This is a genomic window from Rhizobium sp. 2MFCol3.1, from assembly GCF_000377565.1.
In the GTDB taxonomy this organism is placed as follows: Bacteria; Pseudomonadota; Alphaproteobacteria; order Rhizobiales; family Rhizobiaceae; genus Rhizobium.
The window spans coordinates 17653-38693 of sequence record NZ_KB898383.1 but is presented as its reverse complement, the minus strand read 5'-3'; the positions used below and the strand labels follow the sequence as shown (position 1 = coordinate 38693).

Annotated in this window: 20 protein-coding genes, 1 tRNA gene, 1 pseudogene and 1 riboswitch; of the genes and pseudogenes, 10 read left to right on the top strand and 12 right to left on the bottom strand. The window is 63.4% G+C overall.

What is annotated here, in order from left to right:
• Positions 1 to 101: 101 nt before the first annotated feature.
• Positions 102 to 1071 (bottom strand): annotated as a pseudogene (locus tag D460_RS34250) (IS110 family transposase).
• A 372-nt stretch (positions 1072 to 1443) separates the two neighbouring features.
• On the opposite strand from D460_RS34250, the gene mnmA reads away from it, so the two are divergent.
• Positions 1444 to 2643 carry a tRNA 2-thiouridine(34) synthase MnmA gene (gene mnmA, locus D460_RS0131260; RefSeq protein ID WP_018902560.1) on the top strand — a complete coding sequence of 400 codons (1200 nt, stop codon included), beginning with the start codon at positions 1444 to 1446 and terminating at the stop codon, positions 2641 to 2643.
• 112 nt (positions 2644 to 2755) lie between these two features.
• Positions 2756 to 2832 (top strand) — tRNA-Met (locus D460_RS0131255).
• A gap of 325 nt (positions 2833 to 3157) precedes the next feature.
• On the opposite strand, the gene D460_RS0131245 is transcribed toward D460_RS0131255, so the two are convergent.
• Positions 3158 to 4180, bottom strand: a complete 1023-nt coding sequence (locus D460_RS0131245; RefSeq protein WP_018902558.1) for a porin — start codon at positions 4178 to 4180, stop codon at positions 3158 to 3160.
• Between the two features lie 220 nt (positions 4181 to 4400).
• The gene (locus D460_RS0131240; protein WP_026283731.1) at positions 4401 to 4991 is read right to left on the bottom strand and encodes a transglutaminase-like cysteine peptidase; all 591 of its coding nucleotides are present in this window, start codon (positions 4989 to 4991) and stop codon (positions 4401 to 4403) included.
• A gap of 184 nt (positions 4992 to 5175) precedes the next feature.
• Here D460_RS0131240 and D460_RS36270 point away from each other — a divergent pair, with 184 nt between their 5' ends.
• Positions 5176 to 6762, top strand: coding sequence for a hypothetical protein (locus tag D460_RS36270; RefSeq protein WP_155947903.1), 1587 nt, complete (start codon positions 5176 to 5178; stop codon positions 6760 to 6762).
• A gap of 166 nt (positions 6763 to 6928) precedes the next feature.
• Here the strand turns inward: D460_RS36270 and D460_RS0131230 are convergent, their stop codons facing one another.
• From D460_RS0131230 to D460_RS0131205, 5 genes are all read right to left on the bottom strand, one after another.
• Entirely contained in the window at positions 6929 to 7501 is a 573-nt protein-coding gene (locus D460_RS0131230; RefSeq protein WP_245267850.1) for a transglutaminase-like cysteine peptidase, read from the bottom strand.
• A gap of 234 nt (positions 7502 to 7735) precedes the next feature.
• Complete coding sequence (locus D460_RS0131225; RefSeq protein ID WP_018902554.1) at positions 7736 to 8257, bottom strand: cytochrome b/b6 domain-containing protein; 522 nt, start codon at positions 8255 to 8257, stop codon at positions 7736 to 7738.
• 160 nt (positions 8258 to 8417) lie between these two features.
• Positions 8418 to 9041, bottom strand: coding sequence for an outer membrane protein (locus D460_RS0131220; RefSeq protein ID WP_018902553.1), 624 nt, complete (start codon positions 9039 to 9041; stop codon positions 8418 to 8420).
• A gap of 201 nt (positions 9042 to 9242) precedes the next feature.
• Positions 9243 to 10808 carry an EAL domain-containing protein gene (locus D460_RS0131215; protein WP_026283729.1) on the bottom strand — a complete coding sequence of 522 codons (1566 nt, stop codon included), beginning with the start codon at positions 10806 to 10808 and terminating at the stop codon, positions 9243 to 9245.
• 399 nt (positions 10809 to 11207) lie between these two features.
• On the bottom strand, positions 11208 to 11768 hold the full coding sequence (locus tag D460_RS0131205) for a histidine phosphatase family protein (RefSeq protein WP_026283728.1): 561 nt from the start codon (positions 11766 to 11768) through the stop codon (positions 11208 to 11210).
• A 109-nt stretch (positions 11769 to 11877) separates the two neighbouring features.
• Positions 11878 to 11950, top strand: a riboswitch (cobalamin riboswitch).
• Between the two features lie 48 nt (positions 11951 to 11998).
• Here D460_RS0131205 and D460_RS0131200 point away from each other — a divergent pair.
• From D460_RS0131200 to D460_RS0131190, 3 genes are read left to right on the top strand one after another with little or no spacing between them, the layout of a single operon-like run.
• Positions 11999 to 12208: a CbtB-domain containing protein gene (locus D460_RS0131200; RefSeq protein ID WP_018902549.1), complete on the top strand. Its 210-nt coding sequence runs from the start codon at positions 11999 to 12001 to the stop codon at positions 12206 to 12208.
• Positions 12209 to 12221: 13 nt separating this feature from the next.
• Complete coding sequence (locus D460_RS0131195; protein ID WP_018902548.1) at positions 12222 to 12968, top strand: CbtA family protein; 747 nt, start codon at positions 12222 to 12224, stop codon at positions 12966 to 12968.
• A 41-nt stretch (positions 12969 to 13009) separates the two neighbouring features.
• Complete coding sequence (locus D460_RS0131190) at positions 13010 to 13627, top strand: hypothetical protein (RefSeq protein ID WP_018902547.1); 618 nt, start codon at positions 13010 to 13012, stop codon at positions 13625 to 13627.
• Here the strand turns inward: D460_RS0131190 and D460_RS0131185 are convergent.
• Together D460_RS0131185 and D460_RS0131180 are read right to left on the bottom strand one after the other, a co-directional pair.
• On the bottom strand, positions 13624 to 14313 hold the full coding sequence (locus D460_RS0131185; protein ID WP_018902546.1) for a helix-turn-helix transcriptional regulator: 690 nt from the start codon (positions 14311 to 14313) through the stop codon (positions 13624 to 13626). The two genes, D460_RS0131190 and D460_RS0131185, sit on opposite strands and share 4 nt — an antisense overlap.
• A 212-nt stretch (positions 14314 to 14525) precedes the next feature.
• Positions 14526 to 15188: a sulfite oxidase-like oxidoreductase gene (locus D460_RS0131180; protein ID WP_018902545.1), complete on the bottom strand. Its 663-nt coding sequence runs from the start codon at positions 15186 to 15188 to the stop codon at positions 14526 to 14528.
• Between the two features lie 237 nt (positions 15189 to 15425).
• On the opposite strand from D460_RS0131180, the gene D460_RS0131175 reads away from it, so the two are divergent.
• The 4 genes from D460_RS0131175 (at position 15426) to D460_RS35670 (ending at position 18170) form a co-directional block, all read left to right on the top strand.
• Positions 15426 to 16598: a M20 aminoacylase family protein gene (locus D460_RS0131175; RefSeq protein WP_018902544.1), complete on the top strand. Its 1173-nt coding sequence runs from the start codon at positions 15426 to 15428 to the stop codon at positions 16596 to 16598.
• A gap of 673 nt (positions 16599 to 17271) precedes the next feature.
• Positions 17272 to 17460: a hypothetical protein gene (locus D460_RS36620; RefSeq protein ID WP_196809396.1), complete on the top strand. Its 189-nt coding sequence runs from the start codon at positions 17272 to 17274 to the stop codon at positions 17458 to 17460.
• A gap of 10 nt (positions 17461 to 17470) precedes the next feature.
• Entirely contained in the window at positions 17471 to 17686 is a 216-nt protein-coding gene (locus D460_RS35675) for an IS110 family transposase (protein ID WP_245267849.1), read from the top strand.
• A 55-nt stretch (positions 17687 to 17741) separates the two neighbouring features.
• Entirely contained in the window at positions 17742 to 18170 is a 429-nt protein-coding gene (locus D460_RS35670) for a transposase (RefSeq protein ID WP_018902542.1), read from the top strand.
• 175 nt (positions 18171 to 18345) lie between these two features.
• Here the strand turns inward: D460_RS35670 and D460_RS0131165 are convergent, their stop codons facing one another.
• Both D460_RS0131165 and D460_RS0131160 read right to left on the bottom strand, forming a co-directional pair.
• Positions 18346 to 20124, bottom strand: a complete 1779-nt coding sequence (locus D460_RS0131165; RefSeq protein WP_018902541.1) for an adenine deaminase — start codon at positions 20122 to 20124, stop codon at positions 18346 to 18348.
• Positions 20121 to 21041, bottom strand: coding sequence for a nucleoside hydrolase (locus tag D460_RS0131160; RefSeq protein WP_018902540.1), 921 nt, complete (start codon positions 21039 to 21041; stop codon positions 20121 to 20123). Before D460_RS0131160 ends, D460_RS0131165 begins: the two co-directional genes overlap by 4 nt.

Here is a 21041-nt window from a genome sequence, read left to right as displayed (position 1 = left end):
CTGCCGGGCGGGTGGCCACCCGCCCGGCAGAAACAACTATCTCATATTTTGATCATCCAAGAAGGTGGCCCGTAGGGTCGGATGAGCATCTGTGTTGAAGGTCAAGGTGGATTTGGCGTCCAGCATCGATTTTCAGCAAGAAGCGTGTTGGCGAGGACGACGAGTTTTCGCATGACGGCGGTGAGAACGACCTTAGCCTGCTTTCCTCTGTCCTTCAGCCGTGTGGCGAAGATTTTCATGTCCGGATTGTAGCGGCAGGCCGACAGCGCCGCCATGTAGAGGGCGTTGCGCGGCGCCTTGCGGCCGCCTCTGATCGCTCGCTGCCCCTGGCGCGCGCCACTGTCGTTGGCGATTGGCGCTAAGCCGGCCAGCATGGCCGCCTGCTTGGCATTGCACTGCCCTAACTCGCTCAGTCCGACGATCAGGGAATAAGCCGTGACAGTGCCGACGCCGGGAACGGAGGTCAGGATTTCCACCCTGCGGCAAAGCTCGGGATCATCAGTGATGCGCAGGGCGATCTCCTTGTCCAGGCTTTCGATATGCCGCTGCAAGGCCATCACCAGCTTGCCGAGCTGCTTTCGCAGGAAATCGCTATCCGTTGCTTTCAGGCGGTTCTTGTGCGCCGTCAGATCGGCCGCCGCCGCAGAGCGTGCATTGACCAGTTCGCCAAGTGTTTCCAGAAGCTTGTCGGGAGGTGCTGTGGGCGTTGGCTGCTGCATCTGCGCGAGCATGGCGAGAAAGCGGGCGTCCAGCCGATCGGTCTTGGCGAGATGGCCGCAGGCTCTGGCGAACATGCGGGCCCGATACGGATCGACGATAGCGACCGGAAAGCCGCCCTCATGCAGGCTGCGATGGGCCAGCCGGTGGAACTTGCCCGTCGCCCTCCATCACGATTGAGGCCGGCTGCAGCCCACGCAGCAGCCGCTTCAGCGCTTGCAGCCCGGCCTTGCCATTGGCGAGCCTGAGGTCGCGGCCCAGCGGATGCAAATGAATGTCGAGCCACTCTTTACAGACATCGACACCGACATAAACTGGTGCCGCGTTTGGTTTGGACGATACCTTGCCTTGCATGCGGGACTTGCTCCCCATCATCTGTTCAGGACAAACGCCAGGACGGCCGGACCAAGCTCATCCCCGGTTCAAGCCAAGGGGGCCGCGGTCCCGACCGTCCGCACTCCGGCGGATGGCCATCCGCCGGAGTGCGCATCGATCATCAGACAATCAATGCAAAATGAACATACAAGGGGGCTACTTGCTCAAACCTCTCCATAGGCACCCGCCACCCCACCCCAAAATCACCGCCCCTTGCACCCGAACCCAATCCTTTCTATATCCACCGCCAGACAAGAGCCGGCGGTCGATCCCGTTGGTCGCGATGCAAATCCGCCAAAATTCTGTAGGATAGGGCGGATAAAGATACCCTTTTGAATTGGCAGCACCCCCGTGAACACACTGGATTTTGACAAGAGGCCGGAAGATACGCGCGTTGTCGTGGCCATGTCTGGCGGCGTCGACAGCTCGGTCGTGGCCGGCATTTTGAAGCGGCAGGGCTATGATGTGCTCGGCATCACGCTGCAGCTCTACGATCATGGCGCGGCCGTGCATCGCGCCGGTTCGTGCTGCGCCGGCCAGGATATCGACGACGCGCGCCGGGTCTGCGAAACGCTCGGCATCCCGCACTATGTGCTGGATTACGAAAAGCGCTTCCGCGACACCGTCATCAATCCGTTCATGGAAAGCTATGTCGCCGGCGAGACGCCGATCCCCTGCGTGTCTTGCAACCAGACGGTCAAGTTCGCCGATCTCCTGGAAACGGCGCGCGAGCTCGGCGCCGATGCGCTGGCGACCGGTCATTATATCCGCTCCGGCGCCAATCCGGCCCCCGGCAATCCCGGCCGTCGCGCGCTCTATCGCCCGGCCGATGCCGATCGCGACCAGAGCTACTTCCTGTTCGCCACCACGCAGGAGCAGATCGACTATCTGCGCTTTCCGCTCGGTGGACTGCCGAAGGCGGAGACCCGCAAGCTCGCCGAAGAGATGGGCCTCGTCGTCGCCAAGAAGGCCGACAGCCAGGACATCTGTTTCGTGCCGCAGGGCAAGTACACGGACATCATCAACAAGCTGAAGCCGAATGCGGCGCTGGCGGGCGAGATCGTGCATCTCGACGGCCGGGTGCTCGGCCAGCATGAGGGCATCCTGCACTACACGATCGGCCAGCGGCGCGGTATCGGCGTTGCCACCGGCGAGCCGCTCTATGTCGTCTATCTCGACGCCCGCTCGCGCCGCGTCATCGTCGGCCCGAAGGAGGCGTTGGAGACGCACCGCGTCTATCTGCGCGACGTGAACTGGCTTGGAGACGAGGAGCTTTCGCAGGCGGCAGCGGGCGAGGGCTTTGCCTGCTTCGCCAAGGTGCGTTCGACGCGCATGCCGACGCCGGCCGTGCTGCATGCCGATCACACCGGCATCTACGTGGATCTTGCGGTGGGTGAGGCGGGTGTCGCGCCCGGTCAGGCCTGCGCGCTTTATTCGGCGCCGGGCGACAATGCGCGCGTCTATGGCGGTGGCTTCATCGAGCGCTCCGAGCGCGAGCCGGCGGCCGAAGCGTCGCTGAAGGCGCTTCTTGAAGGTGCCGTGGCGGCGTGACAAAAGCCCGGTGATTTTCTCGATCATGTGCTTGACATGACCGTGAAGGCCGCCTTATAAGCCGCTCATTCAACGAGCCGGGCGCATCGCAAACGGCATCGTTCGGTGGTTTGGCTGGGTAGCTCAGTTGGTGAGAGCGCAGGATTCATAACCCTGAGGTCGGCGGTTCAATTCCGCCCCCCGCTACCATTCTTCCGGCGATAACAACGTCTTACGACAATGTGCCGGCCACCAGGAATACACCAGCCCAAAACAGAGCGGACATTTCCGCGGCGACCAGAAAGCCAAAAACGCTATCGTTCATGTTTTCCTCCTTCGGCAACCTCCATTGCCTAGAGGAAACGATAGGTCGGATCGCATTGTTCCGCCACCAAAAAAACACTTCCTCGCCTTTTCCTGTTCCTGAGCCGGCTATTGCGTGGCGTCGATGCAACTTGGCAAAGACCAACTCAAGACGGGAACAAGAAGAAGAGTGAGCCGCGCCGAAGCGCGGCTCATGTCGGTTTGCGTCTGCTTAGAAGGTGCGCTGGAAGCGCAGGAAGCCCTGGACCTGCTCGGGGGCGTTGTCAGGGTCGTAATACTGAACGCTGAGCTTGGTGAGCAGGTTCTTGGCGATCTTGTAGTCGACGGTCACGCCGGCGCGCCAGGCGTCGCCGCCGGTGAACTCGCCGTTGGAATCCAGAGAGATCTTGCTGAAATACTGGTAGCCGGGGATGATCGAGAGCTTGTCGGTGGCCTTGTAGACGTATTGCGCGCCGAGCGCCCACTCGGATTCCTCGTAATAGTAATTGGCGCCGCTGGCCCACAGGCCGTAAAGGCCGAGCTGGCCCGGGCCGATATCGGCAAAGAGGATGCCGCGCAGCGCCACTTCCTCGGTGTCGGTGTCGTAACCGGCGAGCAGGTAGCCGCTGACGGCGCCGGCCTTGCCGAAGAGCTGACCGGTGACGCCGACATTGTTCGGGCCTTCGCCCGGCTTGGTGCGATAGCGTTCTTCCAGTTCGTCGACAGACACGCCGGCGCTGAAGTTCGGCGTCTCGTACATGTAGCGAACCGAGTTGTGGATCGTCTGGTTGCTCGAGATCACGTCGGTTTCGCCGGTGCCGATGCTGCGGTCGTTATCCCACCAGGAATACTGCATGCCGACGCGCAGGCCGGCGAGGTCGATATAGCCTTCCTGCAGAAGGGCGGTCTGGTTGGTGGCGTTTTCGGCGTTGGTGCGCAGCGTGATGACACCCGTCAGCGTGCCGTATTCGGTTTCGCTCTTCGAGCTCAGCGTGACCTGGCCACGGGTCCAGGAGTTCCAGTCGGAGGTACCGGAGACGTTGCGGCCGAAACGTTCCTCGACGCGGACATAACCGCCGATCGAGAGACAGGTCTCGGTGCCGGGGATGTAGAAGTAGCCGGTGCCGTAAGCGTCGCAGACGCGGACGTATTCGACGGCTTCGGGTTCGGCCGCGACGATGGCGTCGGCGGCCTGCGCTGTCGACATGATGCTCATGGCGGCGGCAGTGCCTAGGAGGATGGTACGGATAGTCATAGGGGGCGTTCCTATCGTGGTTGATAGGAATTTGCCTACTGGATGGCCGATGACAGTCCGATGACAACATTGCGGCGGGGCCGCCGCTCATGCTGCATTGCAAAACGTGTATCTCATCCGCCACATATTGAATTGTACCAGCGGCGCGAGAGATTCCAGTGGTGGTTGCGAAGGCCGCGGCAGGCGGCCTTCAATGGTCGATAGCGCCGATAACGCCCTTTCAGCCCTTGGGGAAGCGGCTGGCGCGGGGCCCTGCCAACGTTACCTGCCAATCGGTCTTGCTGTTGAAGTTCTGGCTGGCGAGGAAGGTGTAGCCGGTGCGCTGCCATGGCTTGACGCTGTAGGCGAGATTGTCGAGCACATAATCGCCGGACTTCAGGCGCGCGATCAGAACCAGATGGTTCTCGCCGCTGTGATTGAGGACCACCGAAAGCGCGAGCTTGCTGGTCGGAAAGCCGATATCCAGCAGGGTCTTCATCTTCATGAGGGCATAATCCTCGCAGTCGCCCTTGTTGTTGACGGGCAGCGTCCAGCTGTCCGAACGTCGGCCCTTCGTGACGCGGTCCTCGGTCGGCTTCACGGTTGAATTGACGTAGCGATTGACCTGCTGAAGCGCCCTCAGCGCCTCTTTGTCCCCAACATCGGCGCCGCCCTTCCCATGGCATACCCATCCGTATTTGGCACAGGCAGCACCAAATCCAACAGGGGGAGCGATAGAACGGCTGGCGGGAATTTCGGATCCTGCAAAACTCTGACTAGAAATTAAAGGAATACTCATAACAAAACTTAGAATGGCCGCAATTCTCCGCATATAAAGCTCCTTGTGTTACTCGGTGGTTCCGTGATTATCTACTATTAGATGATGCTTTTATACTAAATAATGCAATTGCAGCCGAAATGAGTACGCTCCTCATTTTTATTTGTCCTTTCTAATTTATAGCTCACTCATATAAAAATTCCCTGTTAACGCCACGTTAACGATGGGAGTGAGCGAAATGAACAGAACACTATTGAAGCTCTCTGTCAGTGTAGGATTTCTGCTGGCAGGAACGAGCCTAGGGAGCGCCCAGGCGCTCAATCTCGATTGCAGAAACGTGCAGCCGGGATCGATTGAGGAGCGACTGTGCTTCCCGGTGCAGTCGATTTTTGACGAAAATCCCTTCACGGATTCCAACCATGATCGGTTCGGACGGAACGGCAACGGCGGTTCCGGTAACAACAGTGCCAACAATGGTGGCAGCAATAATGGCGGCGGTAGCAGCGGTGGTACCGATACCGCAAGCGCCGGCCCTATCACCGTAATCAGTGATCCTGGCGGCGAGGATGACGGCAACGGTCGTGGCCGTCATCGTGGCCGCCATCATGGCGGCAACAACAATGGCGGCGGTTGGAACGACCCCGGCAACGGAAATGGTAACGGCCACGGACATGGCCACGGTCACGGCAGTGGCGGTGGCGGCGGTGGTAGCGGCGGCAATGCCGGCAACGGCGGCAATGGCGGCGACGACCACGGCGGTAACGGTGGCAATGGCGGCAATGGCGGTAGCGGCGGAAACGGCGGCAACTACCATGGCGGCAAGGGTGGCAATGGCGGCAATGCCGGAAACGGCGGCAACGGCGGCAACAACCGCGGCGGCGATGGCGGCAATGCCGGCAACGGCGGCAACGGCGGCAATGGCGGCAGCTGGTGGGGCGGTGACGGCGGTAACGGCGGCAAGGCCGGTAACGGCGGCAACGGCGGCAACAACCGCGGCGGCAATGGCGGCAAGGGCGGCAACGGCGGCGGCGGCGGCAAAGGCGGCAGCTGGTGGGGCGGCGACGGCGGTAACGGCGGTGCTGCCGGAAACGGCGGCAGCGGCGGCAACAACCGCGGCGGCAAGGGCGGCAGCGGCGGCAATGGCGGCAAAGGCGGCAATGGCGGCGACAACCACGGTGGCAACGGTGGTAATGGCGGCAAGGCCGGCAATGGCGGCAATGGCGGCAGCAACAACGGCGGCAACGGCGGGAATGCCGGCAACGGCGGTGCCGGTGGCAACGGCGGCAGCAACCATGGCGGCAACGGCGGAAGCGGCGGCAATGCCGGTAACGGCGGCGCCGGCGGCAGCAACAACGGTGGCTTCGGCGGAAGCGGTGGCAACGGTGGTGCTGGCGGCAATGGCGGCAACAACGGCGGTGGCAGCGGCGGCAACGGCGGTAATGCCGGCAGCGGCGGCGCCGGCGGCAGCAACAACGGCGGCAACGGCGGTAATGCCGGCAACGGCGGCGCCGGCGGCAATGGCGGCAGCGGTAGTGGCGCTGGCGGCGGCGGCGGCGGTGGTCTCGGCGGCAACGGCGGTGCTGGCGGCAACAATGGCGGCGGTAACGGCGGTGCCGGCGGCAACGGTGGCACCGGCGGCAACGGCTCCAGCAATGGCAGCAGCGGCGGTGGCGGCGGTGCCGGCGGCAACGGTGGCGGCGGCGGCAGCGGTGTCGGCGGTGGCAACGGTGGTGCTGGCGGCAACGGCGGCAACGGCGGCAGCGGCGGCGGCGGTTCCGGTGGCTCTGGCGGCCAGGGTGGCGCCGGCGGCAGCAGCGGCCACTAAGCATTGGTCGCGCATGCCTCGATGGGGAAATGGCGGCGGTCTACAAAAGCCGCGCCATTTCACTGTCGCAAACATCAAGCCCGGGCGAGGTGCCCGGGCTTTTGGAGTTTAGACATGATGCCGTCGGCATGTCGCGAAGCGCCGGCGCAGCGGTTCTCGGATGGTCTCAGGTGCCGGAGAACTGGGCCGCGCGCGGTCCGGCTAGCGTCACCTGCCATGCGCTCTTGTTGTTGAAGTTCTGGCTGGCGAGGAAAGTATATCCGGTGCTCGACCAGGGCTTTACGCTGCCTGCGAGATTGTCGAGCACATAGTCGCCCGACTTCAGGCGGGCGAGAAGCACGACGTGGTTGCCGCCGTTGCGGTCGATGACCACTGAGATGGCGAGCTTGTTTGCGGGAAAGCCGGCGTCGAGCAGGGATTTCATCTTCAGAAGCGCGTAGTCTTCGCAATCGCCCTTGTTGTTGATCGGCAGCGACCAGTATTCGGCCTTGCCCGTCGTGGCATAGTCCGTTGCCGGCCGGACGCTCGAATTGGCATCGCGGTTGATCTTCTTCAGAAGCGGCATCGCCTTTTCGTCGCTGATGTCGCCGCTGCTGGTGTTGTGGCAGAGCCAGGCATAGCGGGTACAGGCCGAGGGGAAGCCGATGGGCGCGCCGATCGAGCGGGAGGCGCGCAGCGTCGAGCCGGCCGTGCTGGTCGTGGGGAAGGCCATCAGCATTGTCGCCAATACTGAAATCATGAATGATATGCGCATGATCACACCTTTCGGCTCGCCGCGTGGGCACGCGGCGGCAGTCTATGCTGCTGAATTTGATTGAAATTTTATGCGTTAGAGGTTGAGGACGTACTAACGGTTCGGCCTGTCAACGCGGCCGTCTATTAGCGCCTTCTTACCTTTTGATGGTGAGTCGGACAAGGAAATCGCGGGTACTGTCGGGCAAAGCCCACAGGTCTTTGCGCCGAGGCCCCTCATTTACCCGACCGTCATACGCCGCAGCCTGTCGCTCTTCCAGTAGAACTGGTGAGCGAGAGCGCCGAGCACGTGCAGGCCGATCAGGGCCCACAGGATGACCTTCAAGATCTCGGCATGAACGGAGCCTGCCGCGCTTATCCCGAGATAGTAGGCTGCCATTCCGCTCAACGGCATGGCGAGCAGCAGAAGGTAGAGCAGGCCATGCGCGATGCTGGCTGCCGCGTGCAGAAGCGCTGGTTCCTCCGCCGAAGGTGCCGGCACGCCCTGCGTTGCCCTGAGGACGAGGCGAAGCGCAACGGCGACTAGGATCGCGATGCCGGCCCAGGCGTGGATGTTGGCGCTTGCGATCTGGTCCGCGGTCGCCGTGCCGTTGATGCGCATGCTGCGGTTCCAGGCGTTCATGCCGTCGGGGAGCAGGAGATTGAAGAAGACGAGCAGCACCGTCAGCCAATGGAGGATGCGTTGCGCGAGCGAATAGGATTGCGGGGAGGAAGATGTCGCGGCGTGCGTTTCGAGCGGCATGCGGATCGCTTTCGGTTTTCAGCCCAGGCGCCGCATAGCCCTCTCAACTGACGCAAGCCTGAAACGCGCCCGCGGCGCTTCGCCTGCTCTCGACACGAAAAAGCCCGGTGCAGGACCGGGCTCTTTCGACAGGCGGCGTGCCGCCCTTATGTATGCGAGGTCAGAACTTGATGCCGACGCCGACTGTCACGACATTCTGGTTGAAGTCGGTGTTGACGCCGAGCAGGTCCTTGCTGCCGTAGTCGTTGTAACGGTACTCGAGGCGGCCGAAGACATTGTCGGTGAAGGCGTAGTCGACACCGGCGCCGACTGTCCAGCCGGAGAAGGTGGCGCTGTCGCTGCCAACGGGCGTATCGACGTGGCCGCGTGCACCGGTCCAGCCGGCCGCGCCGTAAAGCAGGGCGTGGTCAAGCGCGTAACCGACACGGGCGCGAACCGATCCCGTCGTGTCGAACTTGTAGCTGTTGACGCCCACGTCTTCGGAGTTCCAGTTGTAGGAAACGTCGCCTTCGACACCCAGCACGATGCTGTTGTCCAGCTGCCAGTTATAGCCGGCGAAACCGGTGATCAGACCGCCGTTCATGTTGGACGAGCCGATGCCGGAGAAATCACCATTGCCCCAGGCGCCGCCGCCCTGAAGACCGGTGTAGAAGCCCGTCCAGGTGAAGACAGGTGCGGCCTGCTCTACGGGTGCGGGTGGTGGTTCGGAGACAAGGTCGGCCGCCGAGGCTGACCCGGCAAGCATGAGTATCGCTGCTGACGCAGTAACGATGCGAACATTCATGATAGATCCCTCTCCTATGAATAAGGGTACACTCTTCACTTCAATCGGGAACCGCGGTGCCCAACCGTGGATCGCTGCGTTTCGCACGCCAACGGCATGCCGCAGACAATGGCGCCTATGCGACCCGACGTACCAACGTCGCCACATCTCGAATGGTTCCATCACAAATGGCTAATTTTGCGGCGAATGCCGGAGCGGTGCCTATTCGGCCGCCAGAGTCGTGTTTCTTTGGCTCAGGAAGAGGGCTATGTCGCCGGCAGGCATCGGCCGGCCGAAGAAGTAGCCTTGGCCGACATCGCAGCCGAGCTCGAGCAGGTGGTTGAGCTGGCGCGGCTCCTCGATGCCTTCGGCGGTGGTCTTGATGTTGAGGCTGACACCGAGGGCCAGCATCGCCCGCACGATCTTTTCCTGGCGCTCGTCGTCGCGATAGGTGGCGATGAAGCTCTTGTCGATCTTGATCTTGTCGAAGCGGTAGCTGGCGAGCTGCGAGAGGCTGGAATAGCCGGTGCCGAAATCGTCGAGCGCGATCTGCACGCCGGCATCGTGGAGTTCATCGAGGACGGCAGCTGCACTCGCCGGGTCTTGTATCAGCGCGTTCTCGGTGATCTCGATCTCGAGACGGTGGGCGGGAAGATCGTTGACCGTCAGCGCCTTGAAGATGCGCGCCGTCAACAGGCGGTCTTCCATCTGCACCGGCGACACGTTGAAGGAGAGCGTGATGTGATCGTCCCAGGCGAGCGCATCGTTGCAGGCCTGGCTTAGCAGATCCTCGAACAGGACGGTGATCAGCCCGGTCTCTTCGGCGATGCCGATGAAGACGGCGGGCGGAATGTTGTTGCCCTCGTCGTCGGTCCAGCGGGCGAGCGCCTCGAAGCCGCAGACCTCGTCGGTCTTCAGATCGATCAGCGGCTGATAGAACGGGCGGATCGCCTTGTTCTTGATTGCGACCCGCAGCTTGGCCTCCAGCGAGGCGCGGAGTGCCACCTTGTCGCGCATCGAGGCTTCGAAGGCGAGGTAGTTGTTCGGCCCGCGCGACTTGGCCTCATACATGGCTAGGTCGGCGCGGTGGGCGGTGTCTTCCAGCCGCTCGCCCGGCTGCCAGCGGTCATAGCCGACGCTGGCGCCGACTTCGACGGCAAAGCCGTTGATGTGGATCGGGCGGGTGACGGCCTGGATCAGCAGTCGCGACAGGCGCTCCTCGTGCTGCGACGACAGGCCGGTCGCGACGATGATGAATTCGTCGCCGCCGAAACGATAGACGGAATCGGCGCTGCCGATGGCGCAGATCCGCTTGGAGACCTCGACCAGCAGCGCATCGCCGCCATTGTGGCCGATCAGGTCATTGACCTTCTTGAAGCCGTCGAGATCGACGCAGAAAATGCTGACGTTGCGCTCCCATTCGTCGCTGTAGGCGTCGATCTGCGCGCGGCGATGCAGGAGCACGGCGCGCTCGAAGGCGTAGCGGTTGGGAAGCTTGGTCAGGTGGTCGTGCGTCGCGGTCCAATCGGCCTTGGCTTCCGCCTTGGCGCGCAGGTCCATTTCCTTGCGAAGATCGGTGATGCGCAGGACGGAATAGACGAAGCTCATCGTGCCGGCGACGGCGAGCGCCAGCACCAGCTTGTCGGCGCCGTAGCTATCGAATTCCTGGACGAACAAGGCGAGCAGATCGCCGAATTCCAACACCGCGCCGACGACCCACAAGGCCGCGCCAAGCGCCATGAGGGACAGCCATTGCCGTCCGGCTCTGCTCCGGAAAAATACCGGCATGCTCCCCACTCCATCTCCACCTTGGTGGGATATAGCACGGAAGTCTAAAATATCCGTTGAAACTAGGGGGTGACTTCTAGTTATCTGTGCCTACTCATAGGCGTATCGGTATCTTATAAAATACGGAAAAGGAAACGGGCGAACATCGTCGTTCGCCCGCTATTCGCATGCTTTACAGGTGCATCAGCATGGATACGGTGACGGCCAGGCACAGAAAGATCGCGCCGCCCGTAAGCCGCATGAGACGCGTGCGTTTCAGCCGCGCCCCGTTCCAGTCGTAAGACATGGTCAGGCCTCCTTTTACGAAGGATTATCACCTGGAAATGCCAGGCGATTTAGCTTTTGCGCAATTGGCTTGCGCAAGGCTTATCTAAATTTCTGGATGTGATAATAGTGAAATTACACGCGGTCGAAGCGCAGCGACCAGCGTGTGCCGTTGCTGGTCATCCTGATGGCGGAAAGCGGCTCGACGTCGATATGCCAGAAGGACGACAATGGCGCTTCAAGCGCGATCAGCACCGCGACGCGGATGGTGGGGGCGTGGCTGATGGCGATGGCGTGGCCGCCGACCGCGGATTGGGCCTGCATCCAAGGCGCGACGCGGTCGTGAAGGGCGCGGATGCTTTCGCCGCCGTGCGGGGCCGCGTCGGTGTCGGTCAGCCAAAGAGAGAGGGCGTCCGGTTCGCTCTCTTGCAGCGCCATGATCGACTGGCCGGCCCATCGGCCGTAGTCGCAGTCGGCCAAAGCGGGGACGACCTCGGCCTCCAGGCCAAGGGCATCGGCCGTCTGGCGGGCGCGCAGCGCCGGGCTGGTCATGATGCGGTCGGCGCGCGGGATGCCTGGCGCCAGCGCGCGGGCCCCGATGATCGCCTTGTCCTCCAGCGCCTCGTCGAGCGGGAAGCGGGCCTGCCTGACAGCGTCGGTGGCGCCGTGGCAGATGAAGGTGAGACGCGTCATCACGCTGGCTTTTTCCTCATCATGCGAGCGATGCCTCTCTGTAACTGTGCCCTTGTGTGACAGCGCGTTGACAGGTCGAGGGCCGCAGCTATAACGTTGATCTCGTAGGTTTGGAAGCCGGTGAAATTCCGGTGCGGTCGCGCCACTGTGATCAGGATGAGGATACCTCAAACTGGAAGTCAGACCCTACCCACGAACATTCTCGGCTGAACGCGTTATTCCAGGAGGAATTGATGTCTCATACCACGCTCGCGCCCACCTCGGTGGCTGCTCCCATTCCCGTCGGCGATATCCTGCCATGGGCCATTTTCGGCGGCCTGCTGATGCTGATCGCCATCTATTTCGTCGGCACCGAAGAAGGCGCGATGGCGCTGTTCAACGGCATGTATGTGCACGAATTCGTGCATGACGGCCGACACCTGCTCGGCTTTCCCTGCCACTAAGGGAGTTTGAGACATGGTTGGAAAGCTTTTGCTTCGCGGCATGCTGGCGGGCCTGATCGCTGGCGTCCTGGTGTTTGCCTTTGCCCATACGTTCGGCGAACCGCTCGTCGATCAGGCGATCGGTTTCGAAGAGGCGGCCGCGCAGGCTGCCGGTGAAGCGGCCGAGCCGGAACTGGTGAGCCGCGCCACACAGGCGGGCATCGGCCTGTTCACGGGCGTGATGGCCTATGCGATCGCCGTCGGCGGTATTTTCGCGCTGATCTTCGCCTTCGTGCAGGGCCGCGTCAGCACGCTCAGCGCGCGGGGGACCTCGGCCGTGATCGCGGCCGCCGCCTTCGTTGCCATCGTTATCGTGCCCAACATCAAGTATCCCGCCAATCCGCCCGCGGTCGGCAATCCGGATACGATCGGGGTCAGAACCGAGCTGTTCTTCCTGATGATCGTGGTATCGATCGCCGCGCTGATTGCCGCAATCTCGCTTGCCCGGCGGCTGGCGCCGCGCTTCGGTGCGTGGAACGGCGCGATCATCGCCGGATTTGCCTATGTGCTCTTCATTGGCGTCGTGCAGTATCTGCTGCCTGTCATCAACGAAGTGCCGGAGAATTATTCGGCGTTGGTGCTCTGGCAGTTCCGCACCACCTCGATCGGCATGCATGCGATCCTGTGGACCGTGATCGGTCTCGCGTTCGGGGCGCTTGCCGAGCGCAAGCTGGCGGTTGCCTCGGCCGTTCGCCGGCCGGCCGCGCCGGTTCTTCACTGACGAAAAGGAAAGCCCCGGTTCGGCCGGGGCTTTTGTCCGAAATGATCGCCCGATCCGTCCGTCTTCTATTATGCCTCATCCTGCCGCTTCTTGCCGCCGGCGGGCACGCGTTTGCGCATCAGCGCAGCACTGACGGGCCGCACACCGGTCTCGCCATTCCCGAGATATCGCATGGCGAAATGATCGTGATGGCCGAGCATCGGGCCGCCATCATCGACCTTGCGTCGCGCGCCGCCGATACCGACGAGCCGTTCCGCCGCGTGCTGAACTATGCCGCGATCCAGTATGCCTATTGCTTCTGGGGCAAGATGCCGGGCGGCGTAACGGATGAGGCAAGCCCTTTCAACGAATGCTCGCACGCCTATCTGGCGGCCACCAAGGCGGTGCTGCTCAAGCTGCGCGACATGCCGCGTGAGACCAAGGCTGCTGACGCGATCGTCTCCGAGATCGACGTCGCCATGACCATGCGCGGACTGTCGCTGATCACCTGCGCATTCAGCGGCGAGGCCTTCAATACGGCCGATGTGATCCGCCCGCATTGGGCCGACATCCCCACCCATCCCGCCAGTGTGGCATCGCTGACCGGCCTTGCGGCTCTCTGCTTTCTGATCGTGATGGGGTGTCGTCGGCTGCTTGGCCCGAAACCTAAGCAGAGCTAGTTCCTGTCGGTTTCGCGGTGCAGGTGCATCGCCACCAGCATGGCGGTGAGGTGCACCGTGTTCTTGGCGCCGTAGCGCTCCTTCATCCGCTCCAGCCTGTGCTCGACCGTTCGATGCGAGATGCCGAGTTCGGTGGCGATCTGCTTGGCGGTCGCGCCCTCGGTCAAAAGCTGCACGACGGCCTCGTCGGTGCCGTCGAGCTTGGCCTGCCGCTCCGGCGCGTTGAACATGAAGCGGCCGTTGGTGACGGTCAGCAGCCAGGCCGGCCTGGCCTCGGTCGTCCGTTGCGGTAGCACCATGCGCTCATAGGCAATGTTGACGCCGAGCAGCTCGGTCTTGACCATCTCCATCGACGGCTTCTGCGAGGCGATGACCTCGCGGTAACGGGGAATGACAGCCGTCTCCATATAGCTGCGATCCTTGAAATCGCCGATGCGCTGGTTCGCGAAGAGCTTGTTGATGTTGAGGATGCGCGAGGCGAAGCCGGAGGAACGGACCACCTGCAACCGCCAGTCCAGCGGATCCTCGCCGTCGAGCACGATGACCGTCAGCCGCATCTTGATCGTCAAAAGGTCGACCGCATCGCGATAGACAGCCTCGGGCGCCGCCGGCTGATGCGGAGACGTGCTCAGCCAGGCATCGAGAAGCTTCTGCGTGACGGTGTGAAACGTGGTGTCCTTGCTCATCAACTCAGGCGTGAAATGTGCGTCAAGTTAGTCGAACAACCCAGGATGGGCTCATGCCAGCGCGTCATTACGTGGCCAACTTACACCAAAGGATTAATTTGAACAGAATATTCAATGTAGAGGCGAGTATATCTCGACGCGGAAGATTAGAGAATGCGCGTTAAACGCGTTTTGCGTTGGCAGCGAAACACCGCTTCACAAATGCCGATCGATCAATCGTCGGCGTAGCGCTGCTCGCGCCAGGGGTCTCCATACATGCTGTAGCCGTTGCGCTCCCAGAAACCGGCGGCATCCGCCGGCATGATGTCGATGCGGCGCAGCCACTTGGCGCTCTTCCACAGATAGAGATGCGGCACGATCAGCCGCATCGGGCCGCCATGTTCGCGCGTCAGCGGCAGATCCTCCCAGGCGGTGGCGAGAATGGCGTCTTCGGCGGCGAAATCGACAAGCGGCAGGTTGGTCGTGTAGCCGTCATAGCTGGTGAGCATGACGTGGCTCGCCTGCTGTTTCGGCATGGCGAGGTCGAGCAGATCGCGCGTGGCGACGCCCCTCCATTTGTTGTCGTAGCGCGACCATGTCGTGACACAGTGGATGTCGGACACGCGGGTGCTCTGCGCCAGCGCCTGAAACGCGGCCCAGTTGAAGTCGAGCGGGGTCTCGACCAGTCCGCCGACCTCCAGCCGCCAGGTGTCGGTGGAGACAACAGGCTGTTCGCCGAGATCGAGCACCGGCCAGTTCTTGACGAGATGTTGGCCGGGCGGCAGCCGGTCGGTTTCCGGCCTGCTTGTGCGGCCGGTCAGGAATTTGCCTTCGTCGGCCCAACGGCGTTTCGAATTGGTGAGCTTGCTATCGGCGGGGATCTGGTCGTCGCTCATTATGCGGCCTTTCGCGTTGCGGGGATTACGTCACCCAAGCCCGGTGGCTGTCAAGCGCCGGTATTGCGCCGCAAATTCTCCGTGCGTTCACAAGTCTGAGAGATCGGCTGCAACGGCGCCGCAAGAGGCAATGCTGCAGTCGCGAAAGGTTGAATTCGCCGCCCGTTTGCCTGATAAACAAGGTCTATCACGGGCGTCGCTCCGGCGCCCGATCGCGTTTACAGGATCGTCTATCGCATGCCCATTTCCGCCGAGATCGAAGCCGATCTGCCGTTCCTCACCGCGCTGCGCCGCGATCTGCACGCGCATCCGGAGCTCGGGTTCGAGGAAGTGCGGACGAGCGACATCGTCGCCAAGCTCTTGGGTGAAGCGGGCATCCAGGTTCATCGCGGGCTCGGCGGCACCGGCGTGGTCGGCACGCTGCAGGTCGGCAACGGCACGCGCCGCATCGGGCTTCGCGCCGACATGGATGCGCTTGCGATGCCCGAGATCGCTGATCGGCCCTACAAGTCGACGGTGCCCGGCAAGATGCATGCCTGCGGTCATGACGGGCACACGACGATGCTGTTAGGCGCTGCCCGGCATCTGGCGGCCACGCGCGGCTTCTCCGGCACCGTCCATTTCATCTTCCAGCCTGCCGAAGAGGGACGCGGCGGGGCGAAGCGGATGGTGGAGGAGGGGCTGTTCGAGCTCTTCCACTGCGATGCCGTTTACGGGCTGCACAACATGCCGGGGCTTGCCGTCGATGAGATGGCTGTGGTCGCCGGTCCGCAGCTTGCCTCCTCCGACAGCTGGCGCGTCACCTTCCGGGGCACCGGCACGCACGGCGCCAAGCCGCATCTCGGCCGCGACCCGATCACCGCTGCCGGCACGTTCCTCTCGTCGCTGCAGACCATCGTCGGCCGCGTCGTCGATCCGCTGCAGCCGGCCGTCGTCAGCGCCTGCTCGCTGCATGCTGGCGATCCCAAGGCGCTCAACGTCATCCCCGATATCGTCGAGATCGGCGGCACGGCGCGCGCCTATTCCCCTGAGGTCCGCGACCAGCTGGAACACGAGATCGGCCGGCTGGCGGAGGGCACGGCATCGATGTTCGGAATTGCCGCCGATTACGGTTTCGAACGGCGCATTCCGCCCGTCGTCAACGATGCGGATGCGACGGAGCGGGCATTGGCTGCCGCTTCCGACGTGTTCGGCGAGAAGGTCGTGACACACTTCCCGCCCTCGACGGCCGGCGACGACTTCGCCTTCTTCGGCCAGCAGGCGCCGGGATGCTACGTCTGGCTCGGCAACGGCCCGGCGGTGGACGGCGCGCTGCATCACAATACGGCTTACGATTTCAACGATGATGCGATCGGGCCGGGTGTGGCGTTCTGGACGCGGCTGGTGGAGCGTGAGTTGGCTGCGGGGTGAGGGTGCCGTTTGTGGCGGCCGGGCAAAATTTAGTGTCGCGCACGAAACATATCGATTTGTAATCAGCGGCTTGGCCGAAATCGTCGTCCTCGTTCATCCCCGTCATCCGGTGCCGCTCCAAAATGGCCATGTCATCGGACAGGGAGCCGGGTTCGCGAACCGGTAACGCCAAGTTTGGTATCCGGCGTTCGGTGATGGTCGCCACAGGTGGATCAAGGGCTGTCAGGGCCTGATATCCATCCGGCAAGGAAAGGCCGAGAGACGCTCCTGTCGGCCTGGACGAACCGGAAACCTCGAAGTGACCGGGCAGGTGGAAACGCCTGATACCCATACCACTTTATAGATGCCGCCTGCCCATTCCCATCTTTGGGATACGCCAGCCGACCGTCGCCGGGCCTTGCTCGGGCGCGGGTTTTGTGGTGCGTGGCGTTGTAGACGATGTTGGCGCCCGGAGCCCCCTCATCCGCCTGCCGGCACCTTGTGTGTTGCATCTCTGTTAGAGTGCTGACTGTCCGGTTTGTCGGCCCGATGTTCGCGCATCGAGCCGACCACCGTCGGAGGGACCGTCGGCATCTGAGCCCTGTGGGCTGTGGAGAAGCTTGGTCGCCGTCGGCTGTTCACTGATCCGGATGGTTGCAGGGACGACAGGGTCCGAAGCCACAAGGAGGGATCGATGAACATTTCGAAGTCTATCACACGCAGCGCCGGCGTCGATGTCTCCAAGCCTTGGCTGGATGCAGCGCTTCATGGCTGCGAGGCGACGCTGCGGGTCGCCAACACGTCTGCCGGGCATCGAGAACTGATCGACTGGGGTTGCCAGGGGTGTGTCGCGCGTTGGGTTGGAGGCAACCGGCGGCTATGAGCGCGCGCTCGTGAACGCGTTGCACGACCGCGGGCTGGAACTGGTCGTGCATCAGCCTATAGAGATCAAGCTGTTTGCCCGCCTCAAACGGCTTAGAGCCAAGAACGATCGCATCGATGCAAAGCTAATCGCCAGCGCGACGGCGCAGGTTGATGCCGTCAAAGCTGCAGCAGATCCGCGTCTGGTCGAGCTGGCCGAGCGTCTGACTGCATATGAGCCTGCCTGACCTTGTGGCGGAGGCACGGGCTCAACTGGCCATCCTGGTCACCCGAAAGACCAGCATGATCGCCGATATCATGGCTTGCATCCGGCTCTGGCCCGATCTGGCGCATCGTCTTGGCTTGCTGCGCTCCTTGCCCGGCGTTGGCCCCATCGTAGCGCTCAGTCTGCTCATCCGCATGCCCGAACTGGGGTCCATGCGTAAGGGACAGGCTTCGGCCTTGATCGGTGTGGCGCCATTCGACCGGGATTCGGGGGAGCGCAAAGGCCAGCGCTTCATCGCCGGTGGGCGTCGCCGACCGCGCAAGTTACTCTACCTTGCGGCATTGACCGCCAAGCGTTGCGACCCCTGCCATGGCGCCTTCGCAAAGCGTCTCACGGCCGCAGGAAAGCCGCCCAAAGTCGCAATCGTCGCCATCATGCGAAAGCTTATCGAGGCGGCAAACCTCATCATTCAACGCGACAGGCCTTGGCAATCGGCACCGCAATGACATGGTTGCTTCTCCCCGTGGGGGAGAAGGGGAGATGCCGCGCCGTTTTCGCTTGTCCGCAACGTTTGAGAATAGGCTGAGTTGCCAGCCACGAGTCTCTTCTCCCCAACGGGGAGAAGGTGCCGGCAGGCGGATGAGGGGGCTTCACGGCACAACCTCACCACCCTCAACACCCCTACAACACCTCAATCACCGGCGTCTCCATCACCAGTCCCGTCAGCACATCGGCAATCCCGCGATCCGTCTGATGCGGTCCGAGGTTGCAGGCGAGGGTGGCGCCGAAGCAGGCCTTGAAGACGAGGTAGGGTGGGCGCCAGTCGACGACGTCTTCCATGGCGCGGCGGATGGCGCGGAAGGTTTCCGCGGTTTCTTCGAGCGGGGCCTCGCTGACGAGGCCGGAGAGGGGGAGCGGCAGGAGCACCTTGATCTCGCCGTCCTGCACCACTGCCATGCCGCCGCCGGCAGCGATCACGGCGTTGGCGGCGATGGTCATGTCCTCGACATTGCCGCCGAAGACGGTGAGGTTGTGACTATCGTGCGAAACCGTGGTGCAGAAGGCGCCGCGCCATGTGCCCCAGCCGGTGAGGAAGCCGATGCGCGGGCGGGCGTCGACCTTGCCGTGGCGGTGGACGACGGAGATCATCGCACTGCCCTCAGGCGGTACGACGTAACCGTCCTCCACGGCGGTTTCGGCCTCGGCCCACTGGGTGAAGCGCGGGCGGTCGATGGTGGCGACGCGGATGCGGCTGCCCTCGCAGCGGATGCGGAAGTCGTTTTCGGTCAGCGCCGGGAGCTTGACGGAGTGCTGCAGCGGCGCGCTGTCGACGGCCGGCAGGTCGATCGCCATCTTGCCGTCGCGGGAGACGAGGCGGCCATTGGCGAATACGGCCGATGTTTCGAACTCGGTGAAATCCTTGAACAGCACGAGATCGGCACGGCGGCCGGCGGCGATCAGGCCGAGGTCGGGGCGGCGCAGGCGCTGGGCGGCGTTGAAGGTCGCGGCGCGCAGCGCCCATTCGGGCTTCATGCCGTAGCTGACCAGACGGCGCACGACGTCGTCGAGACCACCACAGTAATGGAGCTCGTCGGGGAAGACGTCGTCGGTGCAGAGCGTCACGGTGGACGGCAGGTGGCCGATGCCGTTCAGTGCCGCCACGAATTCGCGCAGCAGGTGGTCGTGGGAACCGCGCAGCTCGATCGTCAGGCCGGCGGCGAGCTTCAGCAAGAGATCGTCGGCCGAGGTGAGCTCGTGGTCGGAGGTGACGCCGGCCGCCATGAAGGCGTTGAGGTCGCTGCCCTCCAGCCCGCGCGCGTGGCCGCAGACCAGCTTGCCGGATGCAAGGCCGGCATTGACGATCCCGGTCATGCGGGGATCACCCTCGATGACGCCGCGCATGTTCATGACTTCGGCAACACCGCCGATCTCGGGCCGACGCAACAGTTCGGATATGACGGCGGCGTCGAAATCGGCACCCGCGACCTCAAGGCCGGGGGCGGACGGAACGCAGGAGGGGGCAAGCAGGATGGTGCGCAGGGACAAGCCGCGCGTTGCCTCGATCGACCAGCGGACGCCATCGATGCCGTGGACATTGCCGAATTCATGCGGGTCCCAGACGACAGTCGTGACGCCGCGCGGCAGGACGGCGGCGGCGTAGGCCGATGGGGTGACCATCGAGCTTTCGATGTGCATGTGGGTGTCGATCAGGCCGGGGGCGACGATGCTGCCGCGAGCGTCGATCGTCTCGCTCGCGTCCTTGCGGCTCTGTGGGGCGTGCACGCTTGCGATCAGCGGGCCGACGAGGCCGATATCGGCGTCGCGGATCAGGCCTGTGACGACGTCGAGCAGTTGGCCGCCCGTGATCACCACGTCGAAGGGCGCATCGCCGCGCGCGGCGGCAACGGCGCGGGCACGCAGCTTGGGATCGCTGAGGTCCATCGGTTCCAACTGGCTCATCGGGCGGCCTCCTGCCGGAGCGCGCCGAGGATGATGGCGCGGGCGGCCTCGCTGTCGATCTCGACGGCGTAGTCGGCATTCGGCTTGGCGCGGGTGGCGCGGGTTTCGACCACGGTGCGGCCGCGCGTAAGTTTGCCCTGCAGCTCGACGTCGATGCGGGCGGCGCGGAAGGTGACCATCTCGGGGTGGGCGAAGGCCACGGCGGCGCATGGGTCGTAGATCGCCATGCCCAAGCGGCCACGGCTGGTGCCGATGCCGATATAGCCGTCGAGGAAATCGGCCAGCATCTCGGCATTGGGGCCGCCGGCCTCGCGGATCGGGGCGACGTCGTCAGGGAAGGCGATGACCTTGCGGCAGAGGTCGAGATCGACCATGCGCAGCGGTAGGCCGGAGGCGATGACGATGGCCAGCGCCTCGGGATCGGCCAGCGCGTTGAACTCGGCGGATGCGGTGTGGTTGCCCGCCGTCACGCCGCCGCCCATCCAGGTGAGCTCGGTGATGCGGGCGGCGAGATCGGGGCGGGCGAGCGCAAGGGCTGCGATGTTCGTCAGCGGGCCGAGCGCCAGGATGCGGTGCGGGCCGTCCTGTTCGAGCCAGTTGCAGAGCGCGGTGAAGGCGTTGCTTTCGGGCAGGGCGGCGGCGTCGGGCAGCGTCTTGCCTGAGGTCGGGATGCCCGTTTCGCCGAGGATGGCCTGGGCGGTCTCGATCTCGCCCAGCACGGCTGAGGCGCGGCCGGAGTGGATCGGGAAGGTCCAGCCGAAGGCCTTTGCAGCGCCGGCGGCGTTATTGCGGACCTGCGGCAGCGGCGTGTTGCCGAAAACCAGCGAGATGCCCGAGATGTCGAGCTTCGCATGCGCCACGACCAGAATGGCGGCGATGTCGTCGAAGCCCATGTCGGTGTCGATCCAGACGCCCAT

Bases quoted from the DNA above. Each gene is read 5' to 3' on its own strand.
- D460_RS0131245 (WP_018902558.1), bottom strand. From the start codon at position 4,180: ATGACTATCCGTACCATCCTCCTAGGCACTGCCGCCGCCATGAGCATC.
- D460_RS0131240 (WP_026283731.1), bottom strand. From the start codon at position 4,991: ATGCGGAGAATTGCGGCCATTCTAAGTTTTGTTATGAGTATTCCTTTA.
- D460_RS36270 (WP_155947903.1), top strand. From the start codon at position 5,176: ATGAACAGAACACTATTGAAGCTCTCTGTCAGTGTAGGATTTCTGCTG.
- D460_RS0131230 (WP_245267850.1), bottom strand. From the start codon at position 7,501: ATGATTTCAGTATTGGCGACAATGCTGATGGCCTTCCCCACGACCAGC.
- D460_RS0131225 (WP_018902554.1), bottom strand. From the start codon at position 8,257: ATGCCGCTCGAAACGCACGCCGCGACATCTTCCTCCCCGCAATCCTAT.
- D460_RS0131220 (WP_018902553.1), bottom strand. From the start codon at position 9,041: ATGAATGTTCGCATCGTTACTGCGTCAGCAGCGATACTCATGCTTGCC.
- D460_RS0131215 (WP_026283729.1), bottom strand. From the start codon at position 10,808: ATGCCGGTATTTTTCCGGAGCAGAGCCGGACGGCAATGGCTGTCCCTC.
- D460_RS0131200 (WP_018902549.1), top strand. From the start codon at position 11,999: ATGTCTCATACCACGCTCGCGCCCACCTCGGTGGCTGCTCCCATTCCC.
- D460_RS0131195 (WP_018902548.1), top strand. From the start codon at position 12,222: ATGGTTGGAAAGCTTTTGCTTCGCGGCATGCTGGCGGGCCTGATCGCT.
- D460_RS0131190 (WP_018902547.1), top strand. From the start codon at position 13,010: ATGATCGCCCGATCCGTCCGTCTTCTATTATGCCTCATCCTGCCGCTT.
- D460_RS0131185 (WP_018902546.1), bottom strand. From the start codon at position 14,313: ATGAGCAAGGACACCACGTTTCACACCGTCACGCAGAAGCTTCTCGAT.
- D460_RS0131180 (WP_018902545.1), bottom strand. From the start codon at position 15,188: ATGAGCGACGACCAGATCCCCGCCGATAGCAAGCTCACCAATTCGAAA.
- D460_RS0131175 (WP_018902544.1), top strand. From the start codon at position 15,426: ATGCCCATTTCCGCCGAGATCGAAGCCGATCTGCCGTTCCTCACCGCG.
- D460_RS36620 (WP_196809396.1), top strand. From the start codon at position 17,272: ATGAACATTTCGAAGTCTATCACACGCAGCGCCGGCGTCGATGTCTCC.
- D460_RS35670 (WP_018902542.1), top strand. From the start codon at position 17,742: ATGATCGCCGATATCATGGCTTGCATCCGGCTCTGGCCCGATCTGGCG.
- D460_RS0131165 (WP_018902541.1), bottom strand. From the start codon at position 20,124: ATGAGCCAGTTGGAACCGATGGACCTCAGCGATCCCAAGCTGCGTGCC.
- D460_RS0131160 (WP_018902540.1), bottom strand. From the start codon at position 21,041: ATGGGCGTCTGGATCGACACCGACATGGGCTTCGACGACATCGCCGCC.